Origin of the sequence: Marinitoga sp. 1137, from assembly GCF_001941525.1 — a bacterium.
Lineage (GTDB): Bacteria > Thermotogota > Thermotogae > Petrotogales > Petrotogaceae > Marinitoga > Marinitoga piezophila.
In genome coordinates, this window is the sequence record NZ_CP009471.1 from 817,843 (window position 1) to 839,957 (window position 22,115).

Genomic DNA, 22,115 nt, shown 5'->3' on the forward strand with positions numbered 1-22,115 from the left:
ATATGTATCACTATTATGAAATAGCCGTATTTGGAACATATACATATAACACATATACATATAAATCAACAAATCAACTAACACCCGGCCAACGGGTGTTAGTTGATTTTAGAAATCAGCAAAAAATAGGCGTTATACTTTCAGAAACCTCTGAAAAACCTTATAATGTAAAAGAAATAGAATTATTACTCGATGAAAAACCTTTAATCTCGCAAAAACATATTGAATTAATAAAAGAAGCTTCTATAAAATTTTTAATGCCAATAAGCGAGATTGCAAAAATTGTTTTTCCGCCAATTTCTTCTGATAGAACTCGCATTAAAATAATACCAAAATCGCCTTTAGCTCCTATTGAAAAACCTATTTTTATAAACGAATTTTATAAAAAATTCAAAACAAAAAAGGAAGCAAACAAAAAATTAAAACAATTGCTTGAAAATCATATAGTTTCTCTTGAATTGTACTATAAAAGAAAAATCGAAAAAAAAGATAGGTATATATCCTTAAACTTAGACTTAAATCAATTACTTGAACAAAAAGTTTCTCAGGCTGGAATGAATATAATAAATTTTCTTCAGGAAAACAACGGTTGTGTAATAGAAAAAGAATTATATCAAAATAATATAATAAAACCTGGGTCTACCGCATTAAAAACATTAATAAAAAAAGGAATTATTTCTTATACAGATTATAAAAAGGAAACACCTTTTAAGGTTTCACTTACTGAAAAACAAAAGGAAATACTTGAAAAAATACTATATTCAAATAAAAATATAGAGTTATTATATGGAGTTACCGGAAGTGGTAAAACAGAAATATTCTTTGAAGCTATGGAATCATACTTTAAAAACGAAAAAAAAGTCATGATATTATTACCAGAAATTTCTTTAACCCCACAATTAATCTCAAGAATAAATAATAGATTCCCTGATAAAAAAATAGGAGTTTATCATTCTGGTATTTCTCCTGCAGAAAAAATCAAAACATGGTATGAAGCTGTAAATGGTGAAATTGATATACTTGTTGGAGCAAGAAGTGCTGTATGGATTCCCCTGAAAAATCTGGGACTTGTTATTGCCGATGAAGAACATGATCAATCATTTTATCAATTTGATCAATTATCCTATGACGCCATAGAAGTAATATATTTAAGATCAAAAATAGAAGATATAAAGGTTATATTATCTTCAGCAACTCCAACAATACGTGAAATGAAAAACGCTTTTGAAGGTAAGATAAATCTACACAAACTTCAAGAACGTGTATTTACGCAAATGCCGGACATAGAAATTATTGACATAAAAAAAGAAGAAAAGGTTAGCTGGATTTTTACAAAAAAGGTTATAAAAGAAATTAGTAAAACGCTAAGCAATAACAAAAAAGTGCTTATCTTTTCTCCCACCAAGGGATATGCAAACTATTTGATCTGCACAAATTGTGGTGAAATAATTAAATGTAAACATTGTGATATTTCACTAACCTATCATAAACATACCAAAAAGCTTAAATGTCATTATTGTGGATATGAAACAAATGTACCACCAGTATGTCCAAAATGTGGTTCTCCAACTCTTCAATCACGAGGATATGGAACAGAACGCGTGGTAAATGAAATATTGAGATTTTTCCCTTCAAGAAAAGTAGTTAGAATTGATAGAGAAATTATAAAAACTCACGAAGACTTAGAAAACGCTTTTAACGAAATAAAAAAAGAAGAACCTATGATTATAGTTGGAACAAAAATGATAACAAAAGGATTGGATATTAGTGACATAAAATTGGTAATAGTTTTAGACAGCGACAGATACTTGAGCTTTCCAGAATATACATCATTTGAACATACCGCATCATTATTAATTCAGGTTGCCGGTCGTTCTGGAAGAAGAGAAAAAGGAAAGGTTATAATTCAAACCTTTAAATCTGGAGAAGATTTTTTTGATGCTGTCAAAAATCATGATTATGATAAAATCATAGATTTAGAACTAAGCAATAGAAAAAAATTCAATTATCCACCTTTTTCTCAATTAATTATCTTTCTCTTTTCAAATGAAGATAAAAATAAAGCTTATAAAGAGGCCTTTGATTTTTATGAAGAAATAAATGACTTATTTGACAACTCAATTGAAATTCTTGAACCAACAGAACCGTTAATTCCTAAATTGAGAGGATTATATAGATATCAGGTTATTATTAAAGATAATATTAATGATCAAGAAAAATTAATGGAAATAATAAAAGAATATGGTAAGAAATGCTATATATACGTAAATCCTCCTACAACTTTATTATAAATAACAAAAAAGGGCAGAAAATCTGCCCTTTTTGCTTTACATTATATTTAAGGAGATTGCAATATGTTTAATACTGATGCTGCATTCATCTGACCTGTTTGACCTAACAACATTGTACTCATCTGTTGTAAATTTTGAGTTTTCATGTATTCTGCCATACTTCTTGCCATTTCCGTATCAGCTATTCTGCTATTAGCAGCTGTTGTATCTTCTACATTTCTTAAAACATTATTTGCAGCTGCTTCTAATCTTCTTGTATATGTTCCAACCTGAGTTCTGGTTCCATTCAACTGTTCCAGAGCCTGATCCAACGTTTTAATTGTAGTATTGATATCATCTGTTGTATCCAATTTCAAATCATTTAAATTAAGTGCTTCAGGCCTTAAATCTGCAATCTGTGCATTTAAATTATTACTTCCATTCTGATAAAGAGTAATATTAACATTAAACTCACCATTTAGCAGTTGTTTATTATTAAATTGTGTATTTCTTACGGTATCTCTAATTTGCATTTTTAACTGCTCAAATTCCTGCTGAATGGCATCCTTTTCTTCAGCAGTTAACGTCCCATTTCCTGCTCTCACAGCCAATTCTCTCATTCTTCCAACAGTTTCCTGAATCGAACCAATTCCCTGATCTGCAACATTCATTGCACCAATACCATCATAAATATTTCTTGCTGCTTGATAACCTGATCTAATCTGATTATCCATTTTCTGAGCAATAGCCATACCTGCTGGATCCACTCCAGCATTAATCAATCTATTACCGCTTGCTAATTGTTGTGACTTTTTTAATAACAAATTAGATAGTGTCGATAATTGATTTGTTTGATTTAAATAATTATTACCAATTCTCATATGGGATCCCTCCCTTTAATTTCTTCCTATACCCTTAGACTAATTATACCAAAAAAAGTTCAATATTAACATAAATTTTACTTAAAACTTTATATATTATGTTAGGTATTATAAAAAAGTGCGCATAAATGCGCACTTTTTAGTATTTAAATCTTTGAACAAAAGAATTCATTTCATCTATCATATCTTCGAGATTATCAATTAAAGCATCAAAATCTTTTATTTTAACCTTCTGTTTTTCCATCATTCCAGAAACTTCTTCAACCTCTTCAGTTATATTCTGTATTGAAACTGAAATTGCCTCTATTGCTTTTGTTATTTCAGAAGTAGAAACTTTCTGTTGATTTGAAATATTTGCAGTGTGTTCAACCATTTCAGAAATAGAATTAATCTCTGTCAAAATATTTTCCATTTGCATACCTATATTCTTTACAGATTCAACTATGGTATTTACTGTTTTAGTTATATTTGAACTTTCTTCAAGTGCTTCACTTGCATCATCAACTAACTCTTTTAAATTTTCTGTTATACTATTTGCCGAAAGGTTTGATTCATCTGCCAATTTTCTTATTTCATCAGCAACAACAGCAAAACCTTTTCCGGCTTCTCCTGCTCTTGCAGCTTCTATTGCAGCATTTAATGCTAATAAATTAGTTTGCTTTGATATCTCTGTAATCTTACCAACAATATCTTCAATTTCTTTACTCTTGTCAAATAGCTTTATAATCATAGAATTACTTTTTTCAATTAATTTTTCAATACTTACAATATCATTTATCATAACCTGTATATCTTTTTTACTGTTTAACGCATTATTTGATATTTCAAGTGTTTTATTATTTAAATCCTGAGCAGCATTTGAAACCATATCTGCTCCAGATGTAATCTCTTCAATATTTGCAGTTGTTTCTTCTGCAGATGATGCAACAACTTCGAGATTTTCTTTAATTCTATTAAACGATGTAAATGTTTCTTCTGAAATCTTGCTTAACTCACCTGCTGAAGCATCAAGATTATCCTCTACGCCTCTTAATGTTTTTGCATATTTATTAAATGATTCAAGTATATTTTTTATTGTAGCTTTTAACTGATTAAATAAGTTAGCTATAAGACCTATTTCATCCTTACGCTTAATATGCAACTCATCTCTTAAATCGCCCGTAGTAACCTTTTTAACATTAGTTTCTATTTTCTTTATTGGTTTAGTCAATGAATTTGAAACAACAATTGAAATAATAACCGCAAATACTATAGTAACTAAAATAATTGAAATTAAGATACTCTTTAATTTATTTACAATATGAAATGCCTCAGATTCGCTTTCTTCAATAATTAAATACAATTTTTCATTTTTAAGTTTAATCTCACCTTTTACACCAACCACAGATTTATTCTCAAAATTCTTATATGTAACCAATTTCTTTTCCTGGCCTGGAAGCAATTTATTATCTATAATACTTCCTGTTTTCAATCCATCAATTGAAGTTATAAGCATATTGTTTGCATTTACAATATAGATATTTAAGTCCTGAGAATTATTTAATTGTGCAAAAATATCCTTTACAACTTTTTCAAAATTCACAGCTATAACAATATAACCATACCTTGCATATCTATAAATAAATGGCTTACCAATAAATAAAATAGGCTTATTTTGTTTATACTTATAAATTTCTATATTGGAAAAATCTATATAAGTCTTTTCATCATTTTGCTTTTTTAATTCTTTATATAACTTTCCAAGAGCAGTATTTGAAAGTTCGTTATTCTTTTCGAGATTCTCTGTAAATTCTTCACCTTTTTTTAAGGAATAAATTATATCTCCTTCTTTGTTTATTAAATAAATATCTGTGATATACTGTGAAAAAGCAAATTGAACTAAATTTGGATGATATTTTCTATGCAAAAGATTATAATCAGAAATTGAAAATTCATCATCGCCATATTTTTCAAGATTATCTTCATCAACAGAAGTCAATTTATATCTTTCTTCAATTTTATATGGATTGGATGTTGCATAAACATCTTTTAAATTTTTTATATCTTCAAACCCTTTAAAATATGAATTCATACTTTTAATCATAATTGGAAGATACTGGAAATTTTCGATGCTCTTAATTGCATTTTTATATTTATCAATAAGCATGGAAATTTCAAAATTTCTCGATTCCAAAATATTAACAAAATTTGTTTCTATCTGTTGTGTCATCATATCCTGAGAATTTTTTATGGAAAAGTATCCCAGAATAAATAAAGGAACCAATATTCCCAGAAGAAAAATCAAAAGTAATTTATACTTTAAATTCAATTACATCACACCCTTCCTGAATTTTTTATTCTACATTACGCATTATACAAAAAAAACCGCCTTTCTAAGTTAACCTAATGATAACTATTTTTTAAGAGAAAATATATTTTTTCAAACAATTCGATTACCAAACTAATTTATGAAAAAGTTATATAAATGCAACAAAAATAAAACGATATAAAAATTATATTGGTATATATGAAATACAGTAAAATTATGATATAATATGAATATAGAAACTAACATGGATATAAGGAGGGAGAATTATGTCTGTTGAATTAAAAGCTGTAAGTTTTAGTGTTGATGATGAAAAATTTGCTATTGATATTAATCACATCGACACAGTTATCGAATATCAAAAAACAACAAAAATTCCTGAATCCTCAGATTTTATTGAAGGAATTGTTAATTTCAGGGATGGAGTAATTCCTATAATTAACTTAAGGGTTAAATTTAATTATCCACAATTTGAAGATAAATTGAAAGCCAAAGTTCTGGTAGTTAAAATTGAAGATAAAAAATATGGTTTAATGGTCGATGAAGTAAAAGAAGTTATGACAATAACTCAGGAACAAATTGAAGAAGCACCAGAAGTTGGAGGAACAAAAGCAAATTATATAACAGGTATTATAAAAACAAAAGACAGTATGATTTTCTTAATCGATGTTGAAAAAATACTTACAGAAGAAGAAAAAATCGAAATAGAAAAAGCAATAAAATAATTATTTTATTCTAACTGCAAAGATATCCGGTTCTCCATTTTTATAATACAGAGAAAATAAAACTATATCATTATAAATTGACGGATAAAATGCGTCATCAGAGATTCCAAGAGTTATTGGAATCTCTTTTTTGGTTTTATTGTTATATAAAATTATAGTATAGTAACCTTTATACAATCTTGAAAAAACCAGATTATCTTTATTTCCAAAAGGGTCAACTTCATTTAAATCTGTATCAATTAATGGATAAATACCTTCTTTTCTCTTTTCATATATTCCAAATTGCCCGCTTTTTGGATCTTCCATTTGAAAAATAAGTTTATTATTCAATATTCCTGGAATATATTTTGTTGTACCTTCCAGGTTTGTAATTTTTTCTAACTCATTGCTTTTTATAGAATATTTATATATTTCCGTCCAGATTTTACCATTTAATTCTTCAATTGAAAAATACACATTTCCATTTTCGTAATATGGACTATATGCATTAAAAGATTCATTTGAAATTCTTTTAATTTCTTCTGTATCCGGATTATACATAACAACATCCCATTTTCCATAAAGAGAAGTTTGAAAAATAAAAGTTCCATCTTCAGTAATATTCGGAAAATACTCTGAAGAAAAATCAAGTGAAACATTAAAATATTTCTCTTTTTCAAAATCATATCCCCAGATATTTCTATTTCCAATATATCTATCTGAAATAAAAATCAGTTTATTTCCATCTTTTGACATCTTAGGATATTCGTCTATTCCGTCCCAATAAGTTAATTGTAAAATATGCCATCGTTTATCTTTCTTATAACGTGCAAATGAAATTTTCTCTAAAACCCTTACAACAAAATTATTCAACCATTTATCGTTATCCTTTATTCTTTCAGATAAATCAATTTCTTCATCTTCAAAATTCGCAACTATTCTTATAATATTTTGAGATGCATCATCTGAAATACCTATTTTTAATGCCACATTATCCAAAGTCATATTATTTGTATCTTTTTCAATAGACTTTGTATAAACCCTATATGTATACGATAACTTATCCTTCAACAAATCAAAAACACGAGAAGCAATCCAGGAATCTGAATTGCTCTCTAAAATTGCTATTTCTTTTTTAAATGAAATCTGTGAAAATCCTAAAACTACCAGACTAAAAAATACAATTAATAAAAATTTCTTCATATATTATCCCAATAATTTTTTAACAATTTGATTAACCTTTTTACCATCAGCTTTTCCTTTTAATTCTGCCATAGCCTTTCCCATTACCTGACCAAACTTTGCTCCTTCGCCAAGTTCTTCTATAACCTTTTTAACAACCTTTTCAATTTCTTCATCTGACATTTCTGGTGGTAAATATTTTTTCAGTATCTCTATTTCATATACTTCATCGTCAACTAAATCTTCTCTACCAGCATTTTTATACTGTTCAATAGAATCCTGCCTCATTTTTATTTGTTTTCTGATTAATGAAAGAATTTCTTCATCTGTTAATTCTTCTCCTTTATCAACCTCTGCCTTTTTTATTTCTGTTTTTAAAATTTTTATAGCGTTTAATGCTTTTGTATTTTTCTCTTTCATATATTTTTTTAAATCTTCATTTAATAACTTTTTCAATTCCATCAATACCAACCTCCACAAATATTATTTATATAGTTATTATATCATATTTATTGAATTTATCAACCTCATCTCCATTAACTAAACTTGACACTTTTAAAAAAACATGATATAATTTTCGAGAAAAATGACTGATGGTCAGGTGAAAATATGCCAAGAAGAAATTTAAGCGAAGAAGAAATACAAAGAAAAAAAAGAATAATAATGAATGAAGCAAAGAAACTTTTCTTTGAAAAAGGTTTTGAAAATACATCGATGTCTGAAATTGCTAAAGCTTCCAAAATGGCAAAAGGTACTATTTATTTGTATTTTTCAAATAAAAAGGACTTATACTTTTCTCTTGTATATGAAGGCCTTGAAATACTTGAAAAATTAATAATTTCATATATTCAAAAAGAAAAAAATGCACTAAATAAAATTTTATCCATGGGTAGAGCATACATTCAATTTTATAGAGAATATCCAGACTATTATAGCTTTGTAATAAAATATGAATCTGAAAAAGCAGATCTCGACCCTGAAGAACCAAAAGTTGTATCCACTTATGAAAAAAGCGAAAAAATATATGACATATTAAAACTACTTATTTTAAAAGGCCTTGAAGATGGCTCTATTAGAAAAGATATAGATAAAGATAAATTAGCTGCATTACTATGGCTACAAACAATAGGTATAGTCCAACAATATGAATTAAGAAAAAAATTATATGAAAACTGGAATGAATTTGTAGCAGAATCAATACTGGATTTTTATATTGATTTTATGAAAAAAACATTAGAACCAAGGGATTAATCCCTTTTTTCTTTAAAAAATAAATGACCACCGGTCATCAAAAAGGGGTGAGAATATTTTCAAAGGTTTAAAAATAGGAGAATTAACAACAAAATATCCGCTTGTACAGGGAGGAATGGCTGTAGGAATTTCACTGGATAATCTTGCAGGAGCAGTAGCTAAAGCTGGAGGAATAGGTGTAATAGGTACAGCAGGAATAGGATTATTTGAAAATATGAAAAATTATAAAGAAGCAAGTAAAATTGCTTTAAAGAAATTTATTAGAAGTGCTAAAGAAAAAGCTAATGGTGGAGTAGTTGGGGTTAATATTATGGTGGCACTAACTAATTATTCTGACATGGTAAAAACAGCTATAGATGAAGGAATCGACATTATATTTTCTGGAGCAGGATTACCATTATCTTTACCTTCATATTTAACAGAAAAAACAAAATTGGTTCCTATAGTATCTTCTGTAAAAGCTGCACAGGTAATTATAAAAAGATGGGTTTCAAAGTATAATTATATTCCCGATGCAATAGTCCTTGAAGGTCCAAAGGCAGGAGGACATCTCGGTTTTAAAAACAAAGAGGAAATCTTTTCAGAAAAAAATTCGCTTGAAAATATTGTTCCACAATTAAAAGAGTTTTTGATTTCTATTGAAAAGAAATACGGAAAAAAAATTCCATTAATTGCCGGTGGAGGTTTATTTTCAAAAGACGATGTAAAAAAAATTTTAGATCTTGGAGCAGATGGCGTTCAAATGGCTACAAGATTTATTGCAACAGAAGAATGCGATGCACATGAAAATTTCAAAAAGGCCATTATCAATGCAAAATCCGATGATATAACAATAATAAAAAGTCCTGTAGGAATGCCTGGAAGAGCTATTAAAAATAATTTTATTGTTGCTGTTGAAAATGGTGAAAAGAAACCCTTTGAATGCAGATATCATTGTATAAAAACCTGTGATTTCAAAACAACGCCTTACTGTATAGCAAAAGCTTTATATAATGCAGCAATTGGTGATCTTGAAAATGGTTTTGTATTCACAGGCGCATCGGTTGAAAAAATAACAAAAATAGAAAAAGTTGAAAATATTATTAAAGAATTATTTGAATAACTTCAAGGAGGTATAAAAAATGGACAGAAAAGAATTATTTGAAAAAGTAGCAGAAATTATATCAGAAAGTTTAAGTATTGACAGAGAAAAAATCACAGAAGATGCTGTATTAACAGATGATCTTGAACTTGATTCATTGGAATTGGTTGATTTAACAATGGACTTTGAATCAGAATTGGGGATATCAATTGATGATTCAGAATTAGAAAATATAAAAACAGTGGGAGATATTGTAGAAATATTATCAAAAAAAGCTGTTTAATAAATTAACCATTCTGGAATCCTCAAACAAAAAGCCCACTTTTTAAAAGTGGGCCTTATTTTTTTAAATATCCAAGAACGACTTCTCTAAAATCAGGAGTTCTTCCAATATCTTCATTGGTTTTTACCAGAATACCATCATCAAGTGGCATAATTATTTCCATTTCTTCTGTCATTTCGCTTTGCTTAACTATTTTATGCGCATTTAATGCCTCCTGTATATCACCCTCAAATGTAGTTTTTCCGGAGTTTATAATTGCAAATCTACTTGAAATAAGTTCCACTTCTTCTATATGATGGGTTGACATTATTACTATATTCTCGCCATTAGAAACAAATTCTTTCAGCAATTTAAGTATTTTGTCTTTTTTTACAGGGTCTATATTCTGTGTTGGCTCGTCCAATATCATTATTTTTGTATTTGATGCAAGCATGAGAATTATATAAAATAATGTTTTCATCCCAGAAGAATAGGCATTGAGCGGCTTTGTAATAGGCAAATTAAACTCCATCATCAATTCCTTATATCTTTTATCATTCCATTTAGGATAAAGGATTTTCCACAATTCTGCATAATCATAGGGGTATAACCCCTTAAACACCACTCTGTCTTCTAACAAAACAGAAATATTTCTTTTTCTAAATTTATTTAATGTCTTTCCATCAATTAAAACCTTTCCATTATCAGGTTTTAAATCACCATATATACATTTTAATGTTGTAGTTTTTCCAGCACCGTTTGGACCAACTAAAACATATATATCTCCTGAATTTACTGTTAAATTCACATCTATTAATGCCGGTTTTGGTCCATATGATTTCTCTAAATTTATAACCTCTATCATAATTTCACCTCTATTATTTTAAGGTATTAAATAAAAACCACGCTACAATTATTAATATTATCCCTATACCCAGCAGTGTAAAAATTTTATTCTTACTTCTTGTATAATTTGAAGAATCGGTAAAATGAAAAATAAACATAGACGCAAAAAACAAAAATACTGAAATTATATTTATAAAAATATTTTTTTGCATAACTACACTATAATCGCTTATAACACTATTTGATTTCAAGAAGAGATCTATAACCCATATTACAATTGGAACATATATTCCTCCCAGTCCTTTTATTGAAGATAAAACGCTTAACCCATAAAAAAAAGCAAAAAAAAGCAAAGAAAGCATCAGTGTTTTTAAATCGTTATTTTTGGTAATTCCAAAATATATTCCCTTAGATAATAAAAATATACTGGCTCCAAAAATATAATAAGAAAGGTATATCTCATACTTTGATACTGGCAAAGTTGAAATGAGAGCATAATTTTTTGTTTCTAATTCCCTGGTTAAAATTGTTGATGCGAAAATAACAGCAAACAAATTACCAAGATCTCCCGGTAGAAATAACAATGCAGAAATAATTATTATTATATATGGTTTTTGCCTTAATTCTTTTTCAAAAACAAAACGCAATGTTCTATACATTTAAATCACCTCATTTTTTTAATATTAGCATAAACTCAAATGGTGGCATAAAATTGGTAATTATTAGCAAAATCATAATAAAAAACAAAGCAAGATACAACCATTTACCTTTTTCAAAAACCATAGAAAAAGCAATAACAGCAAGAGCTTCTATGATAATTGGCAATATTGGAATTGTAGCGAAAAAAACACCTATTAACGATATTACCAAAGCAATTACAACCCATAATAACCTCATAAAATCTCCCCCTATTTTTGAATATTAAAAACTTCCTGAAGTTTTAATAACCCAAAAAGTTTTTGAATTTTATCATCCATATTTATCAATAGCAATTCCTTACCATGTTCTTCCAAACGTTTTTGATAGGAAATCAATTGTCCTATTCCAGTGCTATCAATAGTCATAAGATTTGAAAAATCTATTATAACCCTGTTTATATCTTTCTTATTCACAAATTCATTCATTTCATTATTAAAGTCATGAATATCATAAAGGGTAAATTCACCAATAAGCTTTGCTGTAACCAATTTATTCCTCTTAACTATAACTATTTGCATAATCTCCCTCCACAAATATTATTTTCTATACTTTTATTATATCACATAAACAACTTCATAACCTTTATATAAATTTAAAATCAGATAATATTAGTGGTAATAATAATAAGGTATTATTAATAGAAAATTCAAACGGAGGTGAAACAGTGAAATTCTATATTAAGACATTTGGATGCCAGATGAATGTAAATGAATCAGAAATTATGACTGGTATCCTGGAAAAAGAAGGCTTCGAATGGACAGAAAATCCACAAGAAGCCGATGTTATTATCTTAAACAGCTGTGCTGTACGTGAAAAAGCAGAAAATAAATTATATGGCGCCATTGGAAGTTACGGAAAGTTAAAAAAGAAAAAAGAAGACCTTATTATTGCTGTAGGAGGTTGTGTTGCTGAAAAAGAAAAGGAAAACATTATTCAGAGATTTCATGAAGTAAATTTCGTCTTTGGAACAAGAAATTACATGAATATCAAAAAATTCATAGATAGAGCAAAACGCTCAAAAAAACGCTTTGTTGATTTAAGCGATGAAATTGATAAAATATCAGCTGATTTACCAAAACATCCATACAGCAAACATCATGGCTGGATTAATATAATATACGGTTGTAATAAATACTGTACATACTGTATTGTTCCATATACAAGACATCTTGAAAAAAGTAGACCCGTTGAAGATATTATAAAAGAAGTAAAATACTATAACGATAATGGATACAGAGAAATTACCTTTTTAGGTCAAAACGTTGATTCTTACGGAAAAGATTTTGGAGACGGAAAACCAAAATTAAATATATTAATAAAAGAAGCTGCAAAATACGATTCCATAGAAAGAATATGGTTTTTAACTTCATATCCATCAGACATTACAGACGATTTAATCGAAGAAGTTGCAAATAATCCAAAAGCTGCAAAAAATTTCCATTTACCTGTACAGGCTGGAAGCAACAATATCTTAAGAGCAATGAACAGAAAATACACAAGAGAATATTATCTTGAATTATTGGAAAAAATTAAAAAAACAGTTCCTAAGGTTACCATCTCAAGTGATATAATAGTTGGATTCCCTGGCGAAACAGATGAAGATTTCGAAGAAACTGTAGAACTTGTAAAAAAAGCACGTTATGAACGATTAAACCTTGCTGAATATTCACCACGCGAAGGTACAATTTCAGCAAAATACTATGAAGACAATATTCCAAAAAGGATTAAAAATAAAAGATTTCAATATCTTATGAATATTCAAAAACAAATTAACCACGAAGAAAATGAAAAATATCTCGATAAAGTTTTAACCGTTATACAGGAAAATAAAACAAAATCGGGAGCATACTTAGGAAGAACGATAAATAATAAAGTTGTAATATTCCAAAGCAATCCTGAGCTTTCCGGAAAGTTTGTAAAGGTTAAAATCAATAAAATTTCAGCTGGTCCATTATATGGAGAAGTTGTGGCTATCGAAGGAAGCTCCGAATTTAATAAAATAGAAAGTTATATATAACTTAAAGGTCCCGTTCGGGACCTTTTTCATAACTCGAATATATTGTTAAACAAAAGCGTTAGTAATAGTAACATTTATATTTTATCATTTATGTACATTATTTTTTGTGGGAGGGAAAATTATGGAAGTTAACGAATTGATAAGAGAGGCTGCTAAAAAACTTGAAACACCATTTTTGGTTCTTGATATTGAGCAGGTAAAAAAGAATTATATTAGATTAAAAAATTCCATGAAAAAGGTTGATATCTTTTACGCCGTTAAAGCAAACTCACACATTGAAATCTTAAAGGCATTAAGGGATCTTGGTTCATCATTTGATGTAGCTTCTGTGGGAGAGATAGATAAATTATTATCCATTGGAGTTAGTCCAAAAAGAATGAGTTTTGGTAATCCAATAAAAAAAGAAAAAGACATTGAATACGCCTGGAAATTAGGCATTGAATATTTCTCCGTTGATAGCGAAATGGAAGTTGAAAAGGTTGCACGTAGAGCTCCAGGAGCTAAAGTATATGCACGAATAGCAACAAGTTCAAACGACAGTGATTGGCCTTTATCTGGAAAATTTGGAACAGATATCGATCATGTAATATCAATATTAAAGTGGGCAAATAGAAATGGACTTGTTCCATATGGAATAAGCTTTCACGTTGGTTCTCAATCATATAACAAATATAAATGGCAGGAAGCTATTCTTGAAGCAAGTGTTGTATTTAATAAATTAATGAAAAATGGAATTGAATTAAAAATGCTTAATTTAGGTGGAGGCATTCCTGTAAAACATACAAAACCAATTCCAACAGTTGAGGAAATAGGAGAGGTTGTGGACGAATCAATACAGGAGTATCTATGGAAACATAAAGATTTGATGATTATTACAGAACCGGGACGTTCAATGGTTGGCGATGCAGGTATACTTGTCTCAAAAGTTATTTTAAAAAGCAGAAAAGGTGCAAAACAATGGGTATACCTTGATGTTGGCGTTTTCCACGGATTAATGGAAACAATAGAAAACTTTCAATACGAAATTCAAGTTGAAGGAAAAAGTTATGACAAAACTGGAGTATTCACTCTTGCAGGGCCAACCTGTGACAGTGTAGATACAATTTACGAAGATATTTTATTACCTGCTGATATAGATTATGAAGATATTGTTTATTTTATAAACGCTGGTGCATACACCGTTGAGTATGGTTCTTCATTCAACGGTATAGAACCACCAAAGGTTTATACAATTGATGAATTAAAAGAATTGATAAAATAATAAGACAAAATAATATGAATAGGTGAAATATATGGTTAGAAAAGACGCTTACATACTCTTGCGAGAATTTGAAAAAAAACATTATATTCCTCAAACATCATTTGAATACTTCAATAAAATATATTCAAATGAAGATATGGCATTATTAAAAAATCTCGTATGGGGAACCATTAGAAATTTAATAAAAATTGATTGGTATTTAAGCTTTTTAGTAAAAAATCTAAAAAAAACACCCCCAGCTTCAAAATGGATGTTAAGGTTGGGTGCATATCAGATTTTAAACGGTTTCAAGGAATATGTTGCTGTAAATGAAACGGTAAAAATTGCAAAAAATAAGAGAATAAGGGGATTTGTAAATGCCACTCTGAAAAATCTCATAAGAAAAAAAGCTGAATTAGCTCTTAAAGAACCAATATGGGTAAAATACTCTATTCCAGAATGGCTTTATAATTATCTAAAAAAATATTTCCCGGAAGATTATGTTATGGAATTTATGAAAAAAAGTTATTCTGTAAATCCTACTACATTAAGAACCAACACATTAAAAACTAACAGAGAAGAATTAATCTCATTATTAAAAGGGATTAATATAAACAGTACAGAATCAAAACATTCACCATACGGAATAACAATAGATAAAGCGGGAATGGCCATTGAAAAAACTGACTTATATAAAAATGGATATTTTTATATACAACATGAAAGTTCTCAAATAATACCCTTAATACTTAATCCAAAATCTAATGAAAGAATTTTAGATATGTGTTCCGCACCTGGCGGAAAAACCACAGAATTAGCTCAAATTGTGAATAATTCAGGAATAATAGATGCATTGGATATAGATATTGACCGTCTTGAGCTTGTCGAAAAAAACGCAGAAAGATTGGGAATTAAAATAATTAATACAAAACTTATCTCAGGTGATGAATATATTGCTGAAAAATATGATAAAATCCTTTTAGATGCGCCATGTTCATCGGCTGGCACTTCGTCAATACATCCTGAAGTTTTGCACAGGATAAATATTGATGATTTTGTTAATTATTCCAATATACAGAAAAAATTACTGGAAAATGCCATTGAAAATCTTTTAAAACCTGGAGGAACATTGGTATATTCAACATGTACAATTTCAAATGAAGAAAATACACAAAACATGAAATACTTATTTGAAAAATATAATAATATAACCTTTGAAAAAATAGATTTATCGTTGTATAATATAAAGGGCTATTATGATGGCTATGGATATTATTTTTATCCTGATGAAACATTAATTCCTTTCTATGTGTGTAAAATTGTAAAAACTAATTAAAAATAACCAATTTCCATTTAACTTAATTATTAAACACGGGAGAGGACTTGATATTATAAAAGAAAGGGGAATTACTATGAGCAAAGTGGCAATTATTACAACTGGCGGTACTATAGCAATGGTTCACGATCCATTACTTGGCGTGATTCCTTCAGATGAAAGAAATAAACACCTAAATGAAATCCCACAACTTAAAGAAATTGCAGAAACAGAGCTAATTGAATTTACCAACATACCAAGTCCTCACATGACTCCAACAGTAATGTTTGAATTGTCAAAATTCATAAAAGAAATAATAAAACGTGATGATATTACAGGTGTTGTTATTACACATGGAACAGATACACTTGAAGAAACTGCATATTTCTTAGACCTTGTAATGAATGAAGAAAAACCTATAGTTCTAACAGCAGCTATGAGAAACTGGAATGAACCAAGTACAGACGGACCTGCAAATTTAATCTCTTCTGTAAGAGTTGCAAAATCAAAAAATGCAAGAAACAAAGGTGTTCTTGTATGTTTAAATGATGAAATACATTCTGCAAGAGAAGTAACAAAAACATATACAAGCAATGTTGCAACATTTGATTCACCTGGATATGGTCCTTTAGGAATTGTAGATGAAGATGCTGTAATTTTTTATAGGACATCTTTATTAAGAATGCATCTTGACACAGAAAGGGTTGAAGAAAAGGTTGCACTTATAAAAACATATACAGGTGATGACGGTTCAATATTAAGGGTATTACCTGAATTGGGATATAAAGGCGTGGTAATTGAAGGCTTTGGAAGAGGAAATGTCCCACCAAAGGTGGCTGATAATATAGAATGGATAATAAAGGAAAAGAACATCCCTGTTATTGTTGTATCAAGATGTTTTAAAGGAAGGGTTTTAGGAGTTTATGGCTATCACGGCGGTGGAGCAGATTTGAAAAACAAGGGTGCAATTTTTGGAAATGAAGTATCCGGTCAAAAAGCGCGAATAAAATTAACAGTTGCTCTTGGAATTACAGATAACATAGAGGAATTAAGAAAATACTTTGAATTCAATGGAGATGATTAACATGAAACTAAGTGCCAATTTAAAAGGGGCTTTATTTTCAGCATTTTACTTTTCTCTGTTTATAAGCATAGCCTTTATTTCAAAAGATGTCTTTACAATTATTATATTCACCATAGGATTTGTTCTTGCCATAAACCTTATGGCAAAAGCTTTGCACAGGATCAAAGTCCCCATGAAATTGGCAAATATAATTTCCTTAATCGCTTCATTATTCTTTTTATATTTATTGTTGGTATTATTAATACCAACGGTAACAAGAGAAATAAGCAATTTTATCGTATTTCTAAATGACTTTTTCCAGAATGCTCAATGGAAAATACTTTTACAAAATCAACCGGAATCCATTGTGAATAATGTAGAAGAATTTATGAATTCACTTCAACCCAAAGCTATAGAAATGCTATCGAGATTTATAGAAGTTATTCCAACATACGGTCAAAAAGCGTTTACATTCCTGTTCTTTTTAACCATTGGAACCATTTATTTCACTTTCTACTTTGAATCATTTAAAGCAAAATTGCAATATCTTTATCCAAAATCATTAAGAGACACAGCCAGTAAATTTTACAATGAAACCTTTAATCAAATTGAACACTACGTTGTTGCTACTTTATTAGCATCGGCTTTTGTTGGAATATCTGCATTTTTTGCAATGTCTATACTTGGAATAAAATATCAATTACTTTTAAGTTTCTGGGCAGCAGTAACAAATTTTATTCCTGTTATTGGGGTTATTCTTGAATTTATCCCTATGATTATTGTTGGGGTATCCAGCGGACTTACTACAATGCTAATATTTTTACTAACAATGTCCATAATACACGGAATTGCATTTATTATATTTATTAGCATAATGAAAGATTATGGGAGGGTTAATCCTGTTATTACAATATTTTCATTATTAATTTTAGGTTCTATAATCAGTTTAACTGGAGCTTTAATTGCAGTTCCAACTGCAATGATAATCCGTGTATTCTGGGATGTTTATATAAAACCTGAACTCGAAAGGAGCTAAAATGCGGGGGAAATTATTTATTATTATTTATTTATTATTATTTATTATCTTATCCTTTTCAACATCGATTGAGGATATAAAAAATCTATCAAAAATGCCTTCTACATTAGATGATGCATGGGCTGAATTTGTAAAATACCTGGCAGAAAATCCAGGTGATCCTTCTATTGGAATTATTGGAGAAGTAATATCTGCAAAACAGTATTTTTATAACAAATATAAAAATGCTCCTTTTATAGAACCTTTAATTGAAGAGAGGTTTAACAAATTTTGCAGTTCTCTTGGACTTTATAACTCAACATTCTCGGAAGATGAAACAAATTTAATACTAAAAATATTTCCACAAATTCCATTGGTTGTCAAAAGAACACTGGAAACAGGAATTATGGAATCAAACGCATATAAATACCTCTACAAATTAAATGGCCTTGAAAAATATGTAATGCCATTTTCTTATACTGGTTTTTTACAACTTTTTGTTGATAAATCCATTACATCACCGGTATTTTTGGATAAAGATATGGAAAAATTTGTATCAAAATTTGTACCTCATTCAAAATTACAGGATATAAACAGTATATTAAATAATTCCACTTATTTTCTCGATGAAAACAATTATCTTGGTGGTTTTAAACTTCTGGATTTCTTAAAAAGAGAAGGTATAATCGATTCAAAAGAATTAAAAACTTATTCTTTGCTAAAACAATATTTCGATTTAAAAAAAGAAATAGGGCAATTAGCTTCAAACATATATCTTGTAGATATCGATAAACTAAAAGATTTTACAATAAATGTACTTGATTTAACCAATAAAGTTATTAATCTCGATATAAAAAAAGAGTCTTTATACACCCTATTAAATGGTGTTATAAAGACTATTAGAATACGTATTGAAAGCTCAAATAAAATCATTTTCGATACTGTTCCAGAAAATCTCGATAAATTAATTGACAGTTCTTCTGATCCATTAAAAAGCGAATTATTAAAGTTAAAAGAAGTAATTGTTGCAGCATCAGCAAGTAGCAAGGCTAAAAGTCAAAATAATAACACAACAGAATCTACTACATCTCAAAAAGGAAATGAAAACAAATCAACCGTCGTATCCAAAAACGATAATAATACTAACTCAACAAAAAAGCATAGCTTAATAACTTATATTATTTTAATTGCAATTCTCGTTATAGTATCAATATTAACAATTCCATATTTCTTCGTATCTCATAAAAGTATAGAATTCTATATGAAATTAAAAATGTTTAAAACAGCTCTAAAACTTGCTGAAAAGCTCGTCATAAAAAATCCTGATGATTATAAAGCTTATATATTAATGGCACGCATATTGGAAGAATTAAATGAAGTTGATCAGGCAATGATGGCATATAAAATGGCTCATAAAAAAAGACAATCTCAAGATTCCTTAAAATGAGCATCTAAAAATAAATGAACAAAAAATCCAAATACTAAAGCTGTAGAAATATATACACTTTCAATATCTATGCTATAATAATTTTTGGTTATTAATGCATAAAGTATTATTCCCAAAAATATTCCGGTTATGGGGCTATGCCATTTCCCACGATGCTTTGTTATTTTATTAAACAAAATACCCATAATTCCGCCTGCTAAAATTCCCAGAATAATATATATTGTCTTCAGAACATATAATCTCATATGTAAAAAAGAGAGAAAATCATAATAATATGAGATCTTAAAAACAATTTGTATTCCTATGCCTACGAGTAAAATTCTAAAAAATTTATTTATCAAAGAAAAATTATGATCCACATCAGGAAGATCGCTCCCTAAAACAAAAATAAAAAATCCTGATAAAATAACCTTTAATGAAGAAATAAAATCAATACTAAAAAAATCAGCAATTAAAGAAAAAAGCAAGAAATATAGAGGATATAATATTATTCCTGTAATAACATGCGTTCTAAAATTTGGCAATATAAAAACTCCTTTCTATGGTGGTGATTAAAATGAATATTTTAGGAATAGATGCTTCAAACAAAGGAATAATTATAGCATTAAAAAAAGACAACAAAATTTTTGTGAAAGAATCATATGAAAAAAATTCCGGTACATATATTATAACCCTGATAAATGAAATTTTAAAAGAAAATAATTTGACAATAGATGATATAAATCTTTACGGATGCACAATAGGACCGGGTTCATTTACCGGAATACGAATCGCAATTGCCGCTATCCAGGGATTATTATTTAATAGAAACAAAAAAGTGGTGCCAATTATTTCAACTGAAATTTTATTCAAAAGCTCTTCTCATTTAACTCACCAAAAAATCGCCATATTAAAAAGAGCTCGTGTTGACGCTGCTTATATACATATTTTTAATAACGGTATCTCAGAATTTGGTCCTGAATTAGTTGAAATTTCAAAAATCCCTGAAATAACCGATGGTGCAATTCTTTTAGGTGAAGAAGCTGAATATTTCAAAGAAAAATTAAAATTGCCAAATATCTTAGAATATGCTAAATATAATCCTGAAAGCCTTATTGAACAAATAATTGAAAACAATGAAAAATCTGTTTCCCCTTCAGAACTAAAGGTTTTATACTTACAAAAACCCTTAGCTGTTGAAAACTTTGAAAAGAAACATAATATTTCCATAGATAATGAAATATATAATTAGGTTGTTCATACGAACAACCTAATTTTTTTCAAGATCTACATCAATTGAAATTGTATTATAAAAATTACAGTAAAAAAATTCCACATCAAACTGAACTTTCTTCTTTAAATTATCCTTTAAAAAAACCCTAAATCTGTTATTTTTAATATAAACCTTTTTTCCATTATAAAAAACTGATACACTCTCAGGTTGAACACTTTCAGAATTCCAGAAATATATCCTTGGATTTTTCAATAAAAACTCTGCATAATCGTTATTATAACCAAGAAACTCTATTTCTACAGATGTATTTGATATATTTTTTGGATTATCAATTACTTTAATTTTTGAACTTCCGGCAATCTCTTTTCCTTCAATCTCAGCGCTATACACAATTGTATATTCACCGGAATTTTTAAATTCATTTAAAAATACTGTATTATCAAGATAAGAATATTTTATTTCCCTATAATCTCCCAGTACCTTAAAACTTAAAAAATCTAACTCTGGCATTTCAATTAAATTACCATATTTATCATACATTTTTAAAGACTTTATGTGCAAAATTTCAGGAATTTCTGTATATATTATATCCTTATCAAATTCTATTTTTAAACTATATACTCTATCTGGAAAAACTCTTAAAATTATTTCCTTCATTCTAACTTCTTTATCTTCAGCAAATATATTAATAGTATATTCTCCTGATTTAAATACCGGAGGTATCCATATTTTTAACATTCCATTCTCATCTGTCTTACCTGAATACACCTTCTCATTATTATTAATACTATAAAATACATGAATCCCTTCAGCTGGAACCGTTTTATTATACGCTTTTACATAAAAAGATATCTTTCTTCCAGCAATTACACTTATATTATCCGGAGTATCAATATATGTGAAATTCTCATTTCCAAACTTTATCAAGGAAAATTTCAATCCAAAACCAAAGGAAACATTAATTTTATCTTCTTTATAAATATCCGAAAAAAACAATAAATTCTTATATCTTAAATTAATCCCTGTATATACCCCTTTATTAAAAATATATCTAAAATAAGGTTCAAGATATACGCTTTTTAATACCATCATACTCCCAACAGTAATTTGAGGATAAAAATTATTATCGTACAAAAATCCTCCTCCAATATTTAAAGGAATATTACCACCATCAAACCCAATATGCAATAAATGCATATTGGGATTAACAATATCTTTTGAATAAAAAGTGTAATCATATTCTGTATAAATATTACTCAATCTTCCAAAAATTACTATTCCTAATATCAAAAATGCCGCAATTGCTATTCTTTTCATTTTATCC

The 22,115-nt window shown here is 28.4% G+C and carries 22 protein-coding genes; 12 read left to right on the forward strand and 10 right to left on the reverse strand.

Features of this window, described 5'->3' with window-relative positions:
- Positions 1-2 precede the first annotated feature (2 nt).
- Positions 3-2,291 (forward strand): primosomal protein N', encoded by a 2,289-nt coding sequence (gene priA, locus LN42_RS04065; protein WP_075780400.1) that lies wholly within the window; start codon positions 3-5, stop codon positions 2,289-2,291.
- Between the two features lie 47 nt (positions 2,292-2,338).
- Here the strand turns inward: priA and LN42_RS04070 are convergent, their stop codons facing one another.
- The gene (locus LN42_RS04070; RefSeq protein ID WP_075780401.1) at positions 2,339-3,151 is read right to left on the reverse strand and encodes a flagellin; all 813 of its coding nucleotides are present in this window, start codon (positions 3,149-3,151) and stop codon (positions 2,339-2,341) included.
- A 139-nt stretch (positions 3,152-3,290) separates the two neighbouring features.
- Entirely contained in the window at positions 3,291-5,459 is a 2,169-nt protein-coding gene (locus LN42_RS04075; RefSeq protein WP_041638481.1) for a methyl-accepting chemotaxis protein, read from the reverse strand.
- Positions 5,460-5,725: 266 nt separating this feature from the next.
- Between LN42_RS04075 and LN42_RS04080 the strand changes: the two genes are divergently transcribed.
- Positions 5,726-6,181, forward strand: coding sequence for a chemotaxis protein CheW (locus LN42_RS04080; RefSeq protein ID WP_014296250.1), 456 nt, complete (start codon positions 5,726-5,728; stop codon positions 6,179-6,181).
- On the opposite strand, the gene LN42_RS04085 is transcribed toward LN42_RS04080, so the two are convergent.
- Complete coding sequence (locus LN42_RS04085; RefSeq protein WP_014296251.1) at positions 6,182-7,363, reverse strand: PD40 domain-containing protein; 1,182 nt, start codon at positions 7,361-7,363, stop codon at positions 6,182-6,184.
- Positions 7,364-7,366: 3 nt separating this feature from the next.
- Positions 7,367-7,804: a GatB/YqeY domain-containing protein gene (locus tag LN42_RS04090; protein ID WP_075780402.1), complete on the reverse strand. Its 438-nt coding sequence runs from the start codon at positions 7,802-7,804 to the stop codon at positions 7,367-7,369.
- Between the two features lie 147 nt (positions 7,805-7,951).
- Here LN42_RS04090 and LN42_RS04095 point away from each other — a divergent pair, with 147 nt between their 5' ends.
- Genes LN42_RS04095 through LN42_RS04105 form a run of 3 tightly spaced genes read left to right on the forward strand, consistent with a single transcriptional unit; the run spans position 7,952 to position 9,957 of the window.
- On the forward strand, positions 7,952-8,593 hold the full coding sequence (locus LN42_RS04095; RefSeq protein WP_075780403.1) for a TetR/AcrR family transcriptional regulator: 642 nt from the start codon (positions 7,952-7,954) through the stop codon (positions 8,591-8,593).
- Positions 8,594-8,612: 19 nt separating this feature from the next.
- A complete protein-coding gene (locus LN42_RS04100) occupies positions 8,613-9,695 on the forward strand; it encodes a nitronate monooxygenase family protein (protein ID WP_083635640.1) in 1,083 nt (360 codons plus the stop codon).
- Positions 9,696-9,714: 19 nt separating this feature from the next.
- Positions 9,715-9,957, forward strand: coding sequence for an acyl carrier protein (locus LN42_RS04105; protein WP_014296255.1), 243 nt, complete (start codon positions 9,715-9,717; stop codon positions 9,955-9,957).
- 55 nt (positions 9,958-10,012) lie between these two features.
- Here LN42_RS04105 and LN42_RS04110 read toward each other — a convergent pair whose 3' ends face one another.
- Genes LN42_RS04110 through LN42_RS04125 form a run of 4 tightly spaced genes read right to left on the reverse strand, consistent with a single transcriptional unit; the run spans position 10,013 to position 11,999 of the window.
- Positions 10,013-10,801, reverse strand: coding sequence for an ATP-binding cassette domain-containing protein (locus LN42_RS04110; protein ID WP_014296256.1), 789 nt, complete (start codon positions 10,799-10,801; stop codon positions 10,013-10,015).
- Between the two features lie 13 nt (positions 10,802-10,814).
- The gene (locus tag LN42_RS04115) at positions 10,815-11,441 is read right to left on the reverse strand and encodes a hypothetical protein (RefSeq protein ID WP_014296257.1); all 627 of its coding nucleotides are present in this window, start codon (positions 11,439-11,441) and stop codon (positions 10,815-10,817) included.
- A 10-nt stretch (positions 11,442-11,451) separates the two neighbouring features.
- A complete protein-coding gene (locus LN42_RS04120) occupies positions 11,452-11,679 on the reverse strand; it encodes a hypothetical protein (RefSeq protein WP_014296258.1) in 228 nt (75 codons plus the stop codon).
- A gap of 11 nt (positions 11,680-11,690) precedes the next feature.
- On the reverse strand, positions 11,691-11,999 hold the full coding sequence (locus tag LN42_RS04125) for an STAS domain-containing protein (protein ID WP_014296259.1): 309 nt from the start codon (positions 11,997-11,999) through the stop codon (positions 11,691-11,693).
- A gap of 146 nt (positions 12,000-12,145) precedes the next feature.
- Here LN42_RS04125 and miaB point away from each other — a divergent pair, with 146 nt between their 5' ends.
- From miaB to LN42_RS04155, 6 genes are all read left to right on the forward strand, one after another.
- Positions 12,146-13,498, forward strand: coding sequence for a tRNA (N6-isopentenyl adenosine(37)-C2)-methylthiotransferase MiaB (gene miaB / locus LN42_RS04130; protein WP_075780405.1), 1,353 nt, complete (start codon positions 12,146-12,148; stop codon positions 13,496-13,498).
- Between the two features lie 121 nt (positions 13,499-13,619).
- On the forward strand, positions 13,620-14,759 hold the full coding sequence (locus tag LN42_RS04135; protein WP_014296261.1) for a type III PLP-dependent enzyme: 1,140 nt from the start codon (positions 13,620-13,622) through the stop codon (positions 14,757-14,759).
- A gap of 31 nt (positions 14,760-14,790) precedes the next feature.
- Positions 14,791-16,074 carry a transcription antitermination factor NusB gene (locus LN42_RS04140; protein WP_075780406.1) on the forward strand — a complete coding sequence of 428 codons (1,284 nt, stop codon included), beginning with the start codon at positions 14,791-14,793 and terminating at the stop codon, positions 16,072-16,074.
- 76 nt (positions 16,075-16,150) lie between these two features.
- The gene (locus tag LN42_RS04145; RefSeq protein ID WP_014296263.1) at positions 16,151-17,137 is read left to right on the forward strand and encodes an asparaginase; all 987 of its coding nucleotides are present in this window, start codon (positions 16,151-16,153) and stop codon (positions 17,135-17,137) included.
- Between the two features lies 1 nt (position 17,138).
- Positions 17,139-18,152, forward strand: coding sequence for an AI-2E family transporter (locus LN42_RS04150; protein ID WP_014296264.1), 1,014 nt, complete (start codon positions 17,139-17,141; stop codon positions 18,150-18,152).
- 1 nt (position 18,153) lies between these two features.
- Complete coding sequence (locus LN42_RS04155) at positions 18,154-19,578, forward strand: lipopolysaccharide assembly protein LapB (protein WP_075780407.1); 1,425 nt, start codon at positions 18,154-18,156, stop codon at positions 19,576-19,578.
- Here the strand turns inward: LN42_RS04155 and LN42_RS04160 are convergent.
- The gene (locus LN42_RS04160) at positions 19,560-20,102 is read right to left on the reverse strand and encodes a metal-dependent hydrolase (RefSeq protein WP_014296266.1); all 543 of its coding nucleotides are present in this window, start codon (positions 20,100-20,102) and stop codon (positions 19,560-19,562) included. The genes LN42_RS04155 and LN42_RS04160 overlap by 19 nt on opposite strands.
- Positions 20,103-20,134: 32 nt before the next feature.
- Between LN42_RS04160 and tsaB the strand changes: the two genes are divergently transcribed.
- Positions 20,135-20,809: a tRNA (adenosine(37)-N6)-threonylcarbamoyltransferase complex dimerization subunit type 1 TsaB gene (tsaB, locus tag LN42_RS04165; RefSeq protein ID WP_014296267.1), complete on the forward strand. Its 675-nt coding sequence runs from the start codon at positions 20,135-20,137 to the stop codon at positions 20,807-20,809.
- A gap of 18 nt (positions 20,810-20,827) precedes the next feature.
- Here tsaB and LN42_RS04170 read toward each other — a convergent pair whose 3' ends face one another.
- Entirely contained in the window at positions 20,828-22,108 is a 1,281-nt protein-coding gene (locus tag LN42_RS04170; RefSeq protein WP_014296268.1) for a hypothetical protein, read from the reverse strand.
- Positions 22,109-22,115 lie beyond the last annotated feature (7 nt).

Coding starts and splice junctions, on each gene's coding strand:
- LN42_RS04125 (WP_014296259.1), bottom strand. CDS start 11,999: ATGCAAATAGTTATAGTTAAGAGGAATAAATTGGTTACAGCAAAGCTT.
- LN42_RS04115 (WP_014296257.1), bottom strand. CDS start 11,441: ATGTATAGAACATTGCGTTTTGTTTTTGAAAAAGAATTAAGGCAAAAA.
- priA (WP_075780400.1), top strand. CDS start 3: ATGTATCACTATTATGAAATAGCCGTATTTGGAACATATACATATAAC.
- LN42_RS04170 (WP_014296268.1), bottom strand. CDS start 22,108: ATGAAAAGAATAGCAATTGCGGCATTTTTGATATTAGGAATAGTAATT.
- LN42_RS04135 (WP_014296261.1), top strand. CDS start 13,620: ATGGAAGTTAACGAATTGATAAGAGAGGCTGCTAAAAAACTTGAAACA.
- LN42_RS04145 (WP_014296263.1), top strand. CDS start 16,151: ATGAGCAAAGTGGCAATTATTACAACTGGCGGTACTATAGCAATGGTT.
- LN42_RS04155 (WP_075780407.1), top strand. CDS start 18,154: ATGCGGGGGAAATTATTTATTATTATTTATTTATTATTATTTATTATC.
- LN42_RS04085 (WP_014296251.1), bottom strand. CDS start 7,363: ATGAAGAAATTTTTATTAATTGTATTTTTTAGTCTGGTAGTTTTAGGA.
- LN42_RS04070 (WP_075780401.1), bottom strand. CDS start 3,151: ATGAGAATTGGTAATAATTATTTAAATCAAACAAATCAATTATCGACA.
- LN42_RS04105 (WP_014296255.1), top strand. CDS start 9,715: ATGGACAGAAAAGAATTATTTGAAAAAGTAGCAGAAATTATATCAGAA.
- LN42_RS04090 (WP_075780402.1), bottom strand. CDS start 7,804: ATGGAATTGAAAAAGTTATTAAATGAAGATTTAAAAAAATATATGAAA.
- LN42_RS04150 (WP_014296264.1), top strand. CDS start 17,139: ATGAAACTAAGTGCCAATTTAAAAGGGGCTTTATTTTCAGCATTTTAC.
- tsaB (WP_014296267.1), top strand. CDS start 20,135: ATGAATATTTTAGGAATAGATGCTTCAAACAAAGGAATAATTATAGCA.
- LN42_RS04080 (WP_014296250.1), top strand. CDS start 5,726: ATGTCTGTTGAATTAAAAGCTGTAAGTTTTAGTGTTGATGATGAAAAA.
- LN42_RS04120 (WP_014296258.1), bottom strand. CDS start 11,679: ATGAGGTTATTATGGGTTGTAATTGCTTTGGTAATATCGTTAATAGGT.
- LN42_RS04110 (WP_014296256.1), bottom strand. CDS start 10,801: ATGATAGAGGTTATAAATTTAGAGAAATCATATGGACCAAAACCGGCA.
- LN42_RS04095 (WP_075780403.1), top strand. CDS start 7,952: ATGCCAAGAAGAAATTTAAGCGAAGAAGAAATACAAAGAAAAAAAAGA.
- LN42_RS04140 (WP_075780406.1), top strand. CDS start 14,791: ATGGTTAGAAAAGACGCTTACATACTCTTGCGAGAATTTGAAAAAAAA.